General features: G+C 31.3%; 12 protein-coding genes. 9 read left to right on the forward strand and 3 right to left on the reverse strand.

All coding sequences use genetic code 11. From position 1 onward, the window contains the following. The first annotated feature begins 261 nt into the window (after window positions 1-261). The 6 genes from GN138_RS13530 (at window position 262) to GN138_RS13555 (ending at window position 4,836) form a co-directional block, all read left to right on the forward strand. Window positions 262-1,800 carry a helicase HerA-like domain-containing protein gene (locus GN138_RS13530; RefSeq protein WP_157364544.1) on the forward strand — a complete coding sequence of 513 codons (1,539 nt, stop codon included), beginning with the start codon at window positions 262-264 and terminating at the stop codon, window positions 1,798-1,800. A gap of 61 nt (window positions 1,801-1,861) precedes the next feature. Then, window positions 1,862-2,416 carry a hypothetical protein gene (locus GN138_RS13535; protein ID WP_157364545.1) on the forward strand — a complete coding sequence of 185 codons (555 nt, stop codon included), beginning with the start codon at window positions 1,862-1,864 and terminating at the stop codon, window positions 2,414-2,416. Window positions 2,417-2,429: 13 nt separating this feature from the next. Next, window positions 2,430-2,795 (forward strand): cupin domain-containing protein, encoded by a 366-nt coding sequence (locus GN138_RS13540; RefSeq protein ID WP_157364546.1) that lies wholly within the window; start codon window positions 2,430-2,432, stop codon window positions 2,793-2,795. 2 nt (window positions 2,796-2,797) lie between these two features. Continuing rightward, window positions 2,798-3,625 carry an alpha/beta fold hydrolase gene (locus GN138_RS13545; RefSeq protein ID WP_157364547.1) on the forward strand — a complete coding sequence of 276 codons (828 nt, stop codon included), beginning with the start codon at window positions 2,798-2,800 and terminating at the stop codon, window positions 3,623-3,625. Between the two features lie 21 nt (window positions 3,626-3,646). Further along, the gene (rluF, locus tag GN138_RS13550; protein WP_157364548.1) at window positions 3,647-4,414 is read left to right on the forward strand and encodes a 23S rRNA pseudouridine(2604) synthase RluF; all 768 of its coding nucleotides are present in this window, start codon (window positions 3,647-3,649) and stop codon (window positions 4,412-4,414) included. Next, the gene (locus GN138_RS13555; protein ID WP_317162762.1) at window positions 4,414-4,836 is read left to right on the forward strand and encodes a VOC family protein; all 423 of its coding nucleotides are present in this window, start codon (window positions 4,414-4,416) and stop codon (window positions 4,834-4,836) included. The genes rluF and GN138_RS13555 overlap by 1 nt, the downstream gene beginning before the upstream one ends. Before the next feature lie 89 nt (window positions 4,837-4,925). On the opposite strand, the gene GN138_RS13560 is transcribed toward GN138_RS13555, so the two are convergent. From GN138_RS13560 to GN138_RS13570, 3 genes are all read right to left on the reverse strand, one after another. Next, the gene (locus GN138_RS13560) at window positions 4,926-5,807 is read right to left on the reverse strand and encodes a bifunctional 5,10-methylenetetrahydrofolate dehydrogenase/5,10-methenyltetrahydrofolate cyclohydrolase (RefSeq protein WP_157364550.1); all 882 of its coding nucleotides are present in this window, start codon (window positions 5,805-5,807) and stop codon (window positions 4,926-4,928) included. A gap of 125 nt (window positions 5,808-5,932) precedes the next feature. Further along, window positions 5,933-7,264, reverse strand: coding sequence for a signal recognition particle protein (gene ffh / locus GN138_RS13565; protein ID WP_157364551.1), 1,332 nt, complete (start codon window positions 7,262-7,264; stop codon window positions 5,933-5,935). A 249-nt stretch (window positions 7,265-7,513) separates the two neighbouring features. Further along, window positions 7,514-9,463, reverse strand: coding sequence for a hypothetical protein (locus GN138_RS13570; RefSeq protein ID WP_157364552.1), 1,950 nt, complete (start codon window positions 9,461-9,463; stop codon window positions 7,514-7,516). A gap of 104 nt (window positions 9,464-9,567) precedes the next feature. Between GN138_RS13570 and GN138_RS13575 the strand changes: the two genes are divergently transcribed. From GN138_RS13575 to GN138_RS13585, 3 genes are all read left to right on the forward strand, one after another. Beyond that, on the forward strand, window positions 9,568-10,083 hold the full coding sequence (locus GN138_RS13575; RefSeq protein WP_157364553.1) for an RNA polymerase sigma factor: 516 nt from the start codon (window positions 9,568-9,570) through the stop codon (window positions 10,081-10,083). Window positions 10,084-10,220: 137 nt separating this feature from the next. Continuing rightward, the gene (locus GN138_RS13580; RefSeq protein ID WP_157364554.1) at window positions 10,221-11,117 is read left to right on the forward strand and encodes a FecR family protein; all 897 of its coding nucleotides are present in this window, start codon (window positions 10,221-10,223) and stop codon (window positions 11,115-11,117) included. Further along, window positions 11,110-13,419, forward strand: a complete 2,310-nt coding sequence (locus GN138_RS13585; RefSeq protein ID WP_317162760.1) for a TonB-dependent receptor domain-containing protein — start codon at window positions 11,110-11,112, stop codon at window positions 13,417-13,419. The genes GN138_RS13580 and GN138_RS13585 overlap by 8 nt, the downstream gene beginning before the upstream one ends. The last annotated feature ends 63 nt before the right edge of the window (window positions 13,420-13,482 follow it).

Genomic DNA, 13,482 nt, shown 5'->3' on the forward strand with positions numbered 1-13,482 from the left:
AGATAGTTATTTAGTTTACAGTCACCGTTGCTGTTTTTAGTAAAAAAAGAGAAATTTTAAATTATGAACAAGCAAACAAAGTCATAAAGTATTGCGAGCCATCAGTCCCCGTTTTATTTTAAAAAAAATTAATTAAATAGACGTGCACTCAAGTTTCAGCTTTTGCTATACCTTAAACACTGAATAATGAATTTAGGACTTCCTGTAATTTCGTTTTAAACTTAATAAAATTACATTATTTTTAACCAAATTTTCTAAATAATGAAGAATACTGAAACTTTCATAAAAGATATTAACGAAGGAAACAACTTTAAGGGTGATTATATCACTTTAGGTTCAGCAATGCTAGAAGGAGAAACAATTACAGATACTTTTGTAAATGTTCCTTTAAAAACCATGAACAGACATGGACTTATTGCAGGAGCAACTGGTACAGGCAAAACAAAAACATTACAAGTTTTAGCTGAAAATCTTTCTGAAAAAGGGGTTCCGGTTTTGTTAATGGATATTAAAGGAGATTTAAGTGGTTTAGCAAAACCAAGTCCTGGCCATGCAAAAATTGATGAACGTCACGAAAAAATTGGCTTACCGTTTGAAGCAAAAGGTTTCCCTGTTGAAGTTATGACATTATCTGAACAAGATGGTGTAAGGCTAAGAGCTACAATTAGTGAATTTGGGCCTGTTTTAATTTCTAGAATTTTAGATGTTACCGAAACACAAGCCGGAATTATCTCTGTTATCTTTAAGTATTGTGACGACAATAAATTACCGTTGTTAGATCTTAAAGACTTTAAGAAAATTTTACAATATGCCACAAATGAAGGCAAAAAAGAATTTGAAGAAGCTTATGGTCGTATTTCAACGGCATCAACCGGTGCAATTCTTAGAAAATTAATTGAAATTGAACAACAAGGTGGTGATTTATTCTTTGGAGAAACCTCATTTGATACTCAAGATTTATTACGCATTGATGAAAACGGAAAAGGTTACATTAACATTATCCGTTTAACAGACATACAAGATAAGCCAAAATTATTTTCAACATTTATGTTGAGTTTATTAGCCGAAATCTATTCTACCTTCCCTGAACAAGGTGATAGCGGAAGACCAGAATTAGTTATGTTTATTGATGAAGCACATTTAATTTTTAACGAAGCGTCTAGTGCTTTATTAAATCAAATTGAAAGCATAGTAAAGTTAATACGAAGTAAAGGTGTTGGTTTATATTTTGTAACACAAAACCCAACAGATATACCAGAATCGGTTTTAGGACAATTAGGCTTAAAAGTTCAACATGCCTTACGTGCCTTTACTGCAAAAGATAGAAAAGCGATTAAGTTAACCGCTCAAAATTATCCTGACACAGCATATTATGATACCGCAGAGGTTTTAACTTCTTTAGGTATTGGTGAAGCCTTAGTCTCTGCTTTAGATGAAAAGGGAAAACCAACACCGTTGGCAGCAACCATGATGCGTGCACCTATGAGTAGAATGGATATATTAACTGAATCTGAACTTAGTGCTTTATTAGCACAATCTCAATTAGCAAAAAAATACAATAAAGAAGTTGACAGAGAAAGTGCTTATGAAATGCTTAATGAAAAAATAGAAAAAGCAGAAGCAGAAGAAGTTAAACAAAAAGCTAAAGAAGAAAAAGAAGCTTTAAAACGTGCCCAGTCTAAACGAAAAACAAGTACTACCAGAAGAAAAAGCACAGCTATGAATCCTTTAGTTAAGGTACTAACAAGCGCTACTGTAATAAGAGGTGTTTTAGGTATTTTAAGTAAAATGATAAAATAATTAAAAACCAAATCTTCAATAACTCAAAAAAATAGAGTTAAAAACAACTCTTAAACAAAACATGAAAAACTCATTATTCACTTTATTAATTTGCGCAATTCTGTTATCGAGTTGTAATACAAAAGAAGTAGATCCATTTTTAATTAAAAAAGACCATATTGGCTTACTTACAGATTCTACACAAGTAAAAGAATTAGAAACTATTTTTAGTAAAGATTCTGTAGTACGCTACATTGCTGGCGATGAATTTGTAGGCTCTGTAAACACCATTGAAATATTTGAAAAAGGTGGTAAAAAACTACTAGACTTATCACCAAGAGAAGCTTTAGATTCTACATCTGTAATTGCCAGTGTTCGTATTATAGACGACCGTTATAAGACAGAGAAAAACATTTCTGCACTAAGTACTTTTAAAGACATAAAAGCAGCATATAAAATTTCTAAAGTAGATAATCTTATAAATGTAATTGTCGTTTCTGTAAACGAGATTAATGCCTCATTTACTATTGATAAAAAAGAACTACCTGCAAGTATGCGTTTTGATATGGATATGACTATTGATCCCATTCAAATTCCAGAAAAAGCGAAAATTAAATATTTTATGATTCACTGGTAAGTAGTAAGCTAAAATGAAAAAATATAAAATTCAGAATTCTCCTTTTGTAGTTCCTACAGAAGATGGTAAAATAATTAAAGAACATTTTGGAAATGCTTCAGATGGTAACTCACAAATTAGTATTGCTCATATGGTTGCTCCTGCTGGTTGGTCTGAGCCGTTTCAAACACCAGAATTTGATGAATACACCTTTATAATAAAAGGTAAAAAACAATTTATAATAGATGACGAGATTATTATCTTAGAAGCTGGTCAATCTATTAAGGTTGAAAAAAACACAAGACTACAATACTCCAATCCTTTTACAGAACCTTGTGAATATTTAGCTATTTGCTTACCTGCATTTTCAATAGATTCTGTAAATAGGGAAGACAAATAAATATGAGTAGCCAAGTATTAAAAACAATAGGAAAAGCGCTTAATGTAACAAGTTTTGTTTCGTCTAAAATGGCTACAAAAAAAGCCTTATCCTTATTTGCATCGCCAAGAAAAGGACGTTATAACGACCACCAAAAACATATTGTAGAATCTGCTTTTTTTGAAGAAATCACCTATAACAATATGGAAATTGCCACCTATCGTTGGGTAGGTAACGGCAAAACAATTTTACTAGCTCATGGCTGGGAAAGTAACGCATCGCGTTGGGCATACATTTTAAAAGATTTAAAAGAACAAGACTATAACATTATTGCATTAGATGCTCCAGCACATGGACGTTCTCATGGTAAACAATTTAACGCTGTTTTATACTCTGAATTTATAAAAGAAGTTGTTTTAAAATTTAAACCCGAAGTTTTAATAGGACATTCCGTTGGTGGTATGGCAAGTGTTTTTAGTAAACACCTAAACAATTTACCCTCAGTAAAAAAAATGATATTGCTTGGGGCACCTGCTCATTTTTATGGTGTCTTTAGCAGGTATAAAGAAATGATGGGTTACAACAATAAAATTTCTAAAGGCTTAGACAAAATTGTTTTAGACCGTTTTGGGCATCCTGTCTCCTATTTTTCTACAGCAGATTTTTGCAAGACTATCAATGTAAAAGGCTTAGTAATTCATGATAAAAAGGATAGAATTATTCCTTATGAAGACGGACAATTAATTGCTAACCGCTATAAAAACTCTGAATTTATAACCACAACAGGTTTTGGCCATGGCTTAAAAGATGTTTCTCTAACACCAAAGATTATTGAGTTTATAAATCACTAATCTTTGTTGTACTTTTGCAATATGTCAGAAGATTTAAAACGCCTTAACAAATACCTCAGCGAAGCTGGTTATTGCTCTCGAAGAGCCGCAGACCGATTAATAGAAGCTGGAAGAGTTACCATAAACGATGTTATCCCAGAAATGGGTACAAAAGTTGCATCTGAGGATGTTGTAAAAGTTGATGGCAAAATCATTGGCGAGCGCAAACAAGACTTTGTTTATTTAGCGTTTAACAAACCCGTTGGTATTGTTTGTACTACAGATACTCGTGTAGAAAAGGATAACATTATAGATTACATAAACTACCCAAAACGTATCTTTCCTATTGGTCGATTAGACAAACCCAGTGAAGGTTTAATTCTTTTAACCGACGATGGTGACATTGTAAACAAAATTTTAAGAGCTAGCAATAATCACGAAAAAGAATATATTGTTACTGTAGACATTCCTATTTCTCAAACCTTTATAGAACGAATGGCAGGAGGAATTTATCTTGAAGACTTAGGGAAACGCACTAAAAAATGTGTTGTAAAAAAAATAGACAAATTTACGTTTAGCATCATTTTAACGCAAGGTTTAAACAGACAGATTAGGAGAATGTGCGAATATCTTAATTACGAAGTACAAACCTTAAAGCGTGTTAGAATAATGAATATTAAGCTAGATATGCCTATTGGAAAGTATAGAGAATTAACAAAAGACGAATTTGCAACATTACAAGATCTTATAAGTGATTCTAAAAAAACTTATGAGGAAAATCTTATTACTCCAAGAAAAAATAGACGCTAATTATGGCTATATCTCCTTTTCATTTAGCAATTCCGGTTTCAAATTTATCTGCATGTAGAGATTTCTACACTAATGTTTTAAATTTTGAAGAAGGACGAAGCAGCGACCATTGGGTAGATTATAATTTTTTTGGTCACCAATTAGTCATTCACTATAAACCTAAATCCGAAGAAGAAACTCATACAAATGCCGTTGACGGAAAAGATGTTCCTGTACCACATTTTGGTGTTGTTTTAGACTGGAAAACGTTTGAAGAGTTTGCAGAATTATTAAAATCTAAACACATTTCATTTATTATAGAACCTTATATTAGATTTGAAGGACAAATAGGAGAACAAGCCACTATGTTTTTTAAAGACCCTTCTGGAAATGCATTAGAATTTAAAGCGTTTAAAGATAAGAGTCAGTTATTTGCTAAGTAAACTGTATTCATTAAAATCATTAATTTTCTCAAATAAAAAACGGGAATAATTTAAATTATTCCCGTTTTGTTCTATTATAGAATTCAATATTAATTACCATTTCTATGACGCTCTCTTGCTATTAATGTATTTTTTAACAACATAGCAATTGTCATTGGTCCAACACCTCCTGGTACTGGTGTTATAAAACTAGATTTTTTACTCACATTTTCAAAATCTACATCACCAGTAATGTAATAGCCTTTTTCAGAGTCATCTGGTACTCTTGTAATACCAACATCTATTATAACAGCATCATCTTTAACCATCTCTGCTTTTAAAAAGTTAGGTATTCCTAAAGCAGAAATTATAATATCTGCTTGAGACGTAATCTGCGTTATATTTTTTGTATGACTATGCGTTAGTGTTACTGTAGAATTTCCTGGAAAACCTTTTCTTCCCATTAAAATACTCATAGGACGGCCAACAATATGAGAACGACCTATTACAACGGTGTGCTTACCTTTTGTTTCAACTTCGTATCTATCTAACAACTCTAAAATACCAAACGGTGTTGCAGGTATAAAGGTGGACATGTCTAATGACATTTTACCAAAATTCATTGGATGAAATCCATCAACATCCTTATTTGGATCCACAGCCATTAATACTTTTTGCGTATTAATTTGTGGAGGCAAAGGCAATTGAATTATAAAACCATCGATATCGTCGTTATTGTTAAGCTCGTCTATTTTATCTAGTAACTCAACTTCGCTTGTGGTATTAGATAAACGTACCATTGTAGATTCAAAACCTACGCGTTCACAGGCTCTAACTTTACTGCCAACGTAAGTTAAACTTGCACCATCATTACCAACAATAACTGCGGCTAAATGTGGTACTTTTTCATCGTTAGCTTTCATCTTATCAACTTCCGCTTTGATTTCGTTTTTAATGTCGTTACTTACTTTTTTTCCGTCTAAAATTGTCATGCTTTTGGTTATTGTTTTCTTGCAAAGACGCTATGGCGCAAAGCTCTAATTGATTAAATACTATTAAAAAAGCCTTCTGAGTTCTATATCATAAAACTAACTACAGAAGACTAATACTGTAAACTTTATCTAGGCATATTCTTCATCATCTGCATCATGCGTTTTCCGCCACCACCTTGCATCATCTTCATCATTTTACTCATTTGCGTAAACTGCTTTAAGAGTTGATTTACTTCTTGTACAGATGTACCAGACCCTTTTCCTATTCTCTTTTTACGACTTGCATTTATAACTGATGGGTTAGAACGTTCCTCTGGTGTCATAGAATGAATAATAGCTTCAATTCCTTTAAAAGCATCATCATCTATATCAATATTTTTCATCATTTTTCCTGCACCAGGAATCATGCCTACTAAATCTTTCATGTTACCCATTTTCTTGATCTGCTGAATCTGTTTTAAGAAATCATCAAACCCAAATTGGTTTTTAGCTATTTTTTTCTGAAGTTTTCTTGCTTCTTCTTCATCAAACTGCTCTTGAGCACGTTCAACTAAAGAAACTACATCTCCCATTCCTAAAATACGATCTGCCATACGAGAAGGATAGAATACATCAATCGCTTCCATCTTTTCGCCAGTACCAATAAATTTAATTGGCTTATTAACTACAGATTTAATAGAAATTGCAGCTCCACCTCTAGTATCACCATCTAATTTAGTTAAGATAACACCATCAAAATTTAAGATATCATTAAAGGCTTTTGCTGTATTCACCGCATCTTGACCTGTCATAGAATCTACAACAAATAAAGTTTCTTGTGGCTCAATAGCTTTATGAATGTTAGAGATTTCTGTCATCATCTCATCATCTACGGCTAAACGACCAGCTGTATCAATAATCACAACATTATGACCATTGGCTTTTGCATGTGCAATACCAGCCTGTGAGATTGCAACAGGATCCGTATTTCCTCTATCACTAAATACCTCAACACCTATCTGGTCACCTACAACATGTAATTGATCGATGGCTGCAGGACGATAAACATCACAAGCTACTAATAAAGGTTTTTTTGTTTTTTTGTTTTTTAAATAATTGGCCAGTTTACCAGAAAAAGTAGTTTTACCAGAACCTTGAAGACCAGACATTAAAATAACACTCGGTTTACCAGAAAGATTAATGCCTTCAGCATCTCCTCCCATTAATTCGGTTAACTCATCCTTAACAAGTTTTACCATTAACTGACCTGGTTGTAATGTGGTTAATACATCTTGGCCAAGTGCTTTTTCTTTTACACGAACGGTAAATTCCTTTGCAATTTTAAAGTTAACATCGGCATCTAAAAGTGCACGTCTTACTTCTTTTAATGTCTCAGCAACATTTACTTCTGTAATGCTACCATGACCTTTTAATACGTGTAACGCTTTATCTAACTTATCACTTAAATTATTGAACATGTTTTTAGTCTTCAGTTTGCAGTCTGCAAGTAAGCAGTCTGTAATATTTAATAAGTTGCAAATTTAAGAATTTATGAGTGAATTACTAATGTGTTTATAAATTAGTTTTTCAGTTGCAGTAGCAGTTAATTACAGGCAAAAATTCAAATTAATAGTTAATAATTTTATATACAAAAAGAGCCACAAATGGTGAGTGACTCTTTCCTCTTCAACATAACTTACTAAAATTACTAACTTTTAGTATTATCATTAATTACATGTTCTATCTAAAACAATTTCATTACTACTATCATTAACATTGTGTAAAACCAACTGTTCTGCGGTACATTCTACAACTAACCAACTTCCGTTAATGGCTTGAATATTTGGACCTGCAACATTAGAGAATTCTATAATTACACCATCGTTTGGTTGCGATGTAGACCATGTTGCATCTATTGTTGTTGAGTCATTATATATTACAACGACACCTGTATTTTCTTCAAAATGAAAATTATAATCGCTAAGATTATCGCTTCCGTTGTAATAAGTTACATTCCAGATACACTCGGTTAATATTCCATCGATATCACTTTCGGTACAGCTTCCAGCATTACAATTAATAACGTTTAGTTGAATTGGAAAAATCTCATACACATCATTGATAACTACCTGCACATAAACTGTAGAATTTAACTCTGCTGTAGTATATTCCCAAGGCGTTGAAATAGGATTCACTCCTGTTTCTGCATCTGATTGCGTTACATAATAAGATACATAATCTGCACTTGGAGTACAATTTGCAAATGCTATTTCGAGATTAAATTCATAAAGTACAGTTGCATCTGTATAACAGGTTTCTAAAACGGCATCAAAACTTTGAAAACACTCAAAATAATTACAGTCTACGGTATTTAAGAAAATAACGAAAACTTGATAATTTCCATTTTCAGATTCTATTCTTAAATAAACCTCAGAAGCTAATGTAGCATAAGATTCTGTATTTGAGATGGCGTTTGTATTTGTCTCTGCATCTATTAAAGTCTCGTGGAATGACGGATAATAAAATTCTGTACAATCTACTAAACCAATTGTATTTGCACTTAAGTTGTAAACAGGAGTATTATTTGGCTGGTTACATTCTACAATTTCAAAATTACCGAAGCAATTAAAAACACTATCCGAACAATCTTGTTCTAAATAAAGCTCTAGATTACCTTGCAATAAAGTGAGCTCATTTACAGAATAATCATCAATGTTACAAGATACAACCAACCACTCGCCTTCTAAACTATCTTGAAAAGCCGTTAATTGAGATATGGTTAATACAATACCATCATCAGTTAACGACAATTCCCAATAACCTCCAATGGCAGAAGTAGCCATACCTTCTGATATTTCTAAACTACCGTTAGAGTTAAATATTAATTGGTAACTATCATAGTTATCTGTACCATCCGTAAAATCCCAAGGACATTCTATTAAACCTAAAAGAATATCATCTTCAACACAATTTATTGTAATATCTTCACAAAACTGTTCTGCACCTTCAATAGCAATTGCTAACTCATTGTTTGATGTAACTTCAATTGTATCTCCATTATTATATTCTAAAGTTACCGGAAAATTTAAACTTACAATTAAAACATTTTCATCATTTTCTAATGCATCTAAGAACAGATATAACGCTTGATCATTGTCAATAACAACAGTTTCAACAAGGTTAAAATCTGAATTAAAAACAGAAAACGAAATAGGATATACAAAATCTGCACATTCTATAATATCATTATCATCCTCTACGCATTCATTAATAAAGGTTTGAAGTTGGTCTTCATTCTCTATTACAAATTCATTATAATCACTAAAGATAATAGTTAGAGGAAACACAAAATCTAAGATATCATCATTTACAGAAACATCATTAAATAAATATTCTAGTTCTTCTAAATCGGCCTCAGATTCAATCACAATAGTTACATCACTAACCATAACTGTTATTGGTAATTCTAATGAAAAACAACTTGCATTATCTAAAAAATCATCTACCGCGCCATTGTTAGTAGCAACATTGCTCATTAAATTAGCCAAAGATGAATTTGGCACAATGGTTTCTTGCTCATCTAAAGTTTCTATATCAGATACTTCATCTTGACAAGATGTTAAAAATAAAACCCCAAAAAGGATAAAAAGAACAAGACACCTAAATACTGATTTCATTGTAAAGCTAGTTTAACTATTTATTATATAACAGTTTAAAAGTAAAAATCCCTACTTTAAATTATTAAAATATTATTTATAATTTGTGGCACCTAATAAACACTATGAGCAAACCTTTACAAGACCATATTTGCGAATCACAATTATTTGAGCGTTTGTATAAAAGGCATTCAAAAAATCTCCACGATTTTTTATACTACAAATTTGGGGACCATTTAAATCCGCAAGACCAAGTACAAGAGGCTTTTATTAAGCTATGGCAGAATTGTAGTAAAATAAGCCCTGATAAAGCAAAAAGTTACTTATTCACTACGGCAAATAATCTAATGCTAAATGTTATTGCTCACAAAAAAGTAGTTTTAAAACATCATTTAGAACCACAGAAAACAACTACTAATGAAACACCAGAATTTGTATTACAAGAAAAAGAATACCATATAAAATTACAAAATGCCATTAGTAATTTAACTGAGGCACAACGCGTGGCTTTTTTAATGAACCGAGTTGAAGGCAAACGATTTAAAGAAATTGCAGAATTACTAGATATATCTGTAAAAGGTGTTGAAAAACGAATTTATGGTGCTTTAAAAAAATTAAGAAAAGAGATTGATGGGATTTAGTGTGAACTGTGAAGCGTGAAGCATAATTAAAAAATTGAGTTTTAACAGAAACTTTTTAACTCAGAAACTTTCAAACTTTCAAACTAAAAAAGGTAGGGATTTTTGGAACATAGCTGTTATATACTTGAAAATATATTATGAATAGAGAAGAACTCATAAAAAAATGGTTAGATAACAACCTAAACACTGAAGAGCAAAAAGCTTTTAAGCTGTTAGAGGATTATAACAATTTAACTAAAATGGATGCAAGCCTTAAAGGTTTTAAAGCACCCAAATTCTCTGTAGAAAAATCTTATAGAACTTTAAAACCGCAGCTTAAACCAGAGCAATCTTCATCTAAAAAATGGTTAAAACCGTTGTTAAGAATTGCCGCTGTGGTAGCTATTGCACTTAGTGTATACATCTATACATCTAATTTAGATACAGAAATAAATACTTTTGTAGCAGAACAGAATACAATTGCATTACCAGATAACTCCACAGTAGAATTAAATGCAAATTCCTCATTATCTTTTAATGAGAACAGTTGGGCAGATAATAGAGAAGTAAAACTAAATGGTGAAGCATTTTTTAAAGTTGCCAAAGGTCAACAATTTGATGTAATAACATCATCTGGTACTGTAACTGTTTTAGGAACTCAATTTAATGTAAAAGAGAGAGAGTCTTATTTTGAAGTTACATGTTATGAAGGATTAGTTGGCGTAACACATAACAATAAAACTATTACATTAAAACCAGGACAAACTTTCGCGTTTATTGATGGGAAACTACTTGCAAATGAAAAAGAAAACGCTGTGCAACCCAATTGGTTGCATGGCGAAAGTAGCTTTAAAAGTGTCGCTTTAAAACATGTTATTACTGAGATAAAGAATCAATACAATGTAAGTATTAATGTAGAAGATATTGATACCTCGCGTTTATTTACAGGAAGTTTTACACATAATAATTTAGATTTAGCCTTAAAATCTGTAACAATACCATTAAATTTAAGCTATAGTAAATCAGGACAATCTATTTTATTAAAGCGTGAGTAAAAAATTACTTTGTTTAATTTTCTTCATATTAACCATTTACTTCTGTAGCAAAACGCATAGCCAAGAGCAACAGGAAAAACAATCACTCGCTCATATTCTTAGAGATGTAGAAGAAAAATACAATGTGAAATTTTCATTTGAAACTAAAACCATTGAAGAAATTTTCATTTCTCCCTTATATCCTGAACTTTCTTTACAGCAAGCAATTACTCAACTACAACTTGTTACAAAACTTAATTTTAAAGTTTTAAACGACCGTTTTATAGCCATAACACCAAATAATACTTTAGATGTACAAAACAGCATTCAACTATTAGAAGAAGTAGTGGTAACTAATTACCTTACAAAAGGTTTATCTAAAACCAATAACGGAACCATTGAAGCCGACAAAAAAGCATTTGAAATATTACCAGGTTTAATTGAACCAGATGTATTACAAATAGTACAGAACCTTCCTGGTATTGTTAGTGTAGATGAACGTATTTCTAATATAAATGTAAGAGGTGGTACCAACGACCAAAATCTCATACTGTATGAGGGCATCAGAATGTACCAATCTGGACATTTTTTTGGTTTAATTTCTGCCTTCAACCCTTATTTATCAGAAGGAATAACAATTTCTAAAAATGGTACAAGTGCTAAATTTGGTAATGCAGTATCTAGCACTATTGCTATACAAAATTCTGATGAATTAAGTCTAAAAAGCAGCTCTGGTATTGGAGGAAATATGTTAAGTGTTGATGGTTTCACTAAACTAAAACTGACAAAAAAAACAGAACTACAATTAGCGTTGAGACGGTCTTTTACAGATGTATTAGTTTCAAAGACATATGATGTTTACTTTGATAGAATTTTTAGAGATTCTGAATTTAACACAGACAACAACTCTCAATTAGCCTTAAACGAACGCTTTTTGTTTTACGATATTAATGCCAAATTTCTATATAATATTGATAATACCACTAAATTAAGAGTTAACTTTCTTAACATGTACAACGACTTAGATTATAAGCAAGTTTATATAACAAGTGAAAATGACTTACAAGAAACCAACAGTAACCTTAAACAAGTTAGTTTTGGTACAAGTATTAATTACTCTAAACTTTTAAAACCAGGTCTTAACTTATCCTCTCAAATTTATTATTCTAACTATGATTTAGATGCTAAAAACAATAATATAACGAGCAATCAGACCTTAGAGCAAGAAAATATTGTTGAAGATTATGGTTTAAGAATTGATATTTCTAACGCCGTAAATAAAAGCTTAAATGTAAATGTTGGTTATCAATTTAATGAAGTTGGTGTTACAGATTTTGAAGACGTTACCAACCCAAACTTCATCAGTTTAAAAAAAGAAATTATAAGAACACATGCTATATTTGGAGAAGTAGAACGTTATTCAAAATCCAAAAACACACATGTACGTTTTGGTGCTAGAATTAGTTATTTTGATAAACTACAGGAACTTTTTATTGAACCTCGTTTTGCTTTTAATCAAAAACTATCAGAATATTTTAGGCTAGAAGTTTTAGGCGAATTAAAAAGTCAGTCAATTAGCCAAGTTATAGATTTACAACAAGATTTCTTAGGCGTAGAAAAACGCAGATGGCAATTGGCTAACGACACAAATAATCCTTTAATTAAGAGTCAACAGATTTCAGCTGGTTTAAGTTACAATCAAAACAACTTATTAATTTCTTTTGAAGGTTATTACAAAAACGTCAGTAATATTAGTGCTCAAAGTCAAGGGTTTCAAAATCAGTTTCAATTTAGCAACGATATTGGCTCTTATACTATTAAAGGTTTAGATTTTCTTATTAATAAACGTATTAATAATTTTAGCACATGGCTAAGCTATTCGTTTAGTAAAAACAACTATCATTTTGAGAATTTATATAACGGAAATGCCTTTCCTAATACTATAGATTTACAACATGTAGTAAATACGTCGCTTACTTATAGTATGGGTAATTTTAAAATTGGTTTTGGTATTAACTGGCATTCTGGTAGACCATACACCGAGCCTTCTATTACACAAGACCAAAGTAATTTTAACATAGAGTATGATACGCCTAACAACTCTAATTTACCTAGTTATTTTAGAACAGATATTTCTGCGATATATAATTTTAAATTATCAAAGGGCATTAAAGCAAACATAGGTGCTTCGGTTTGGAATATCTTTAACCAAACCAATATTATTAACCGTTATTATAGTTTAGATGAAGACGGTTCTGTAATAAAAATTGATAATCGTTCTTTAAAAATTACACCCAACTTTAGTTTTAGACTTAATTTTTAAGCATTAAAATGGTATAATTGCAATACCAACCAACGGCATCATATGTATATTAAAAACTATATA

This window comes from Winogradskyella endarachnes, from assembly GCF_009741275.1.
GTDB classification, from domain to species: domain Bacteria; phylum Bacteroidota; class Bacteroidia; order Flavobacteriales; family Flavobacteriaceae; genus Winogradskyella; species Winogradskyella endarachnes.

What these genes read in the sequence shown, in the direction of transcription:
- GN138_RS13530 (WP_157364544.1), top strand. Translation starts at nt 262, where the DNA reads ATGAAGAATACTGAAACTTTCATAAAAGATATTAACGAAGGAAACAAC.
- GN138_RS13535 (WP_157364545.1), top strand. Translation starts at nt 1,862, where the DNA reads ATGAAAAACTCATTATTCACTTTATTAATTTGCGCAATTCTGTTATCG.
- GN138_RS13540 (WP_157364546.1), top strand. Translation starts at nt 2,430, where the DNA reads ATGAAAAAATATAAAATTCAGAATTCTCCTTTTGTAGTTCCTACAGAA.
- GN138_RS13545 (WP_157364547.1), top strand. Translation starts at nt 2,798, where the DNA reads ATGAGTAGCCAAGTATTAAAAACAATAGGAAAAGCGCTTAATGTAACA.
- rluF (WP_157364548.1), top strand. Translation starts at nt 3,647, where the DNA reads ATGTCAGAAGATTTAAAACGCCTTAACAAATACCTCAGCGAAGCTGGT.
- GN138_RS13560 (WP_157364550.1), bottom strand. Translation starts at nt 5,807, where the DNA reads ATGACAATTTTAGACGGAAAAAAAGTAAGTAACGACATTAAAAACGAA.
- ffh (WP_157364551.1), bottom strand. Translation starts at nt 7,264, where the DNA reads ATGTTCAATAATTTAAGTGATAAGTTAGATAAAGCGTTACACGTATTA.
- GN138_RS13570 (WP_157364552.1), bottom strand. Translation starts at nt 9,463, where the DNA reads ATGAAATCAGTATTTAGGTGTCTTGTTCTTTTTATCCTTTTTGGGGTT.
- GN138_RS13575 (WP_157364553.1), top strand. Translation starts at nt 9,568, where the DNA reads ATGAGCAAACCTTTACAAGACCATATTTGCGAATCACAATTATTTGAG.
- GN138_RS13580 (WP_157364554.1), top strand. Translation starts at nt 10,221, where the DNA reads ATGAATAGAGAAGAACTCATAAAAAAATGGTTAGATAACAACCTAAAC.